Source organism: Mesorhizobium sp. M00.F.Ca.ET.216.01.1.1, assembly GCF_004010325.2.
Classification (GTDB): domain Bacteria; phylum Pseudomonadota; class Alphaproteobacteria; order Rhizobiales; family Rhizobiaceae; genus Mesorhizobium.
Genome location: NZ_SADR02000439.1, coordinates 1 through 304 on the forward strand (window position 1 = coordinate 1; position 304 = coordinate 304).

Here is a 304-nt window from a genome sequence, read left to right on the forward strand (position 1 = left end):
TTTCAAGCAGGTTGCGGATCAGCGTCGTCTTGCCGGCGCCGAGAAAGCCGGTGACGACGGTGCAGGGAACACGGGAAAGATTGGGCGAATTAGGGGCGTCCATAGGTCAGTCCTTCAGGAGGTCGAGGGGAGGGAGGCGGGCAACCAGACCGCGCTTGAGGGAATCGGGCCTGCCGCGCCACGGGATGAGGCCATCGGTCGAGGTGGCGAAAAGTTTTGCTCCGGTGACGAGATCGGTGCCGCTGGTCGTGTCGAGGTCGCCGAAGACGTAGCTCCAGCAACCGTCGCGCAAAAGTGCTGCGCT

2 protein-coding genes are annotated in these 304 nt (G+C 63.5%); both read right to left on the reverse strand.

Annotated elements, in window-relative coordinates; all coding sequences use genetic code 11:
• A partial coding sequence (locus EN859_RS40390) for a GTP-binding protein (protein WP_135913724.1) occupies positions 1-103 on the reverse strand: 103 nt, incomplete at its 3' end.
• Positions 104-106: 3 nt separating this feature from the next.
• Positions 107-304, reverse strand: a 198-nt coding sequence (locus tag EN859_RS36855) for a DUF1636 family protein (RefSeq protein WP_135913725.1), incomplete at its 5' end; no start/stop codon positions are given.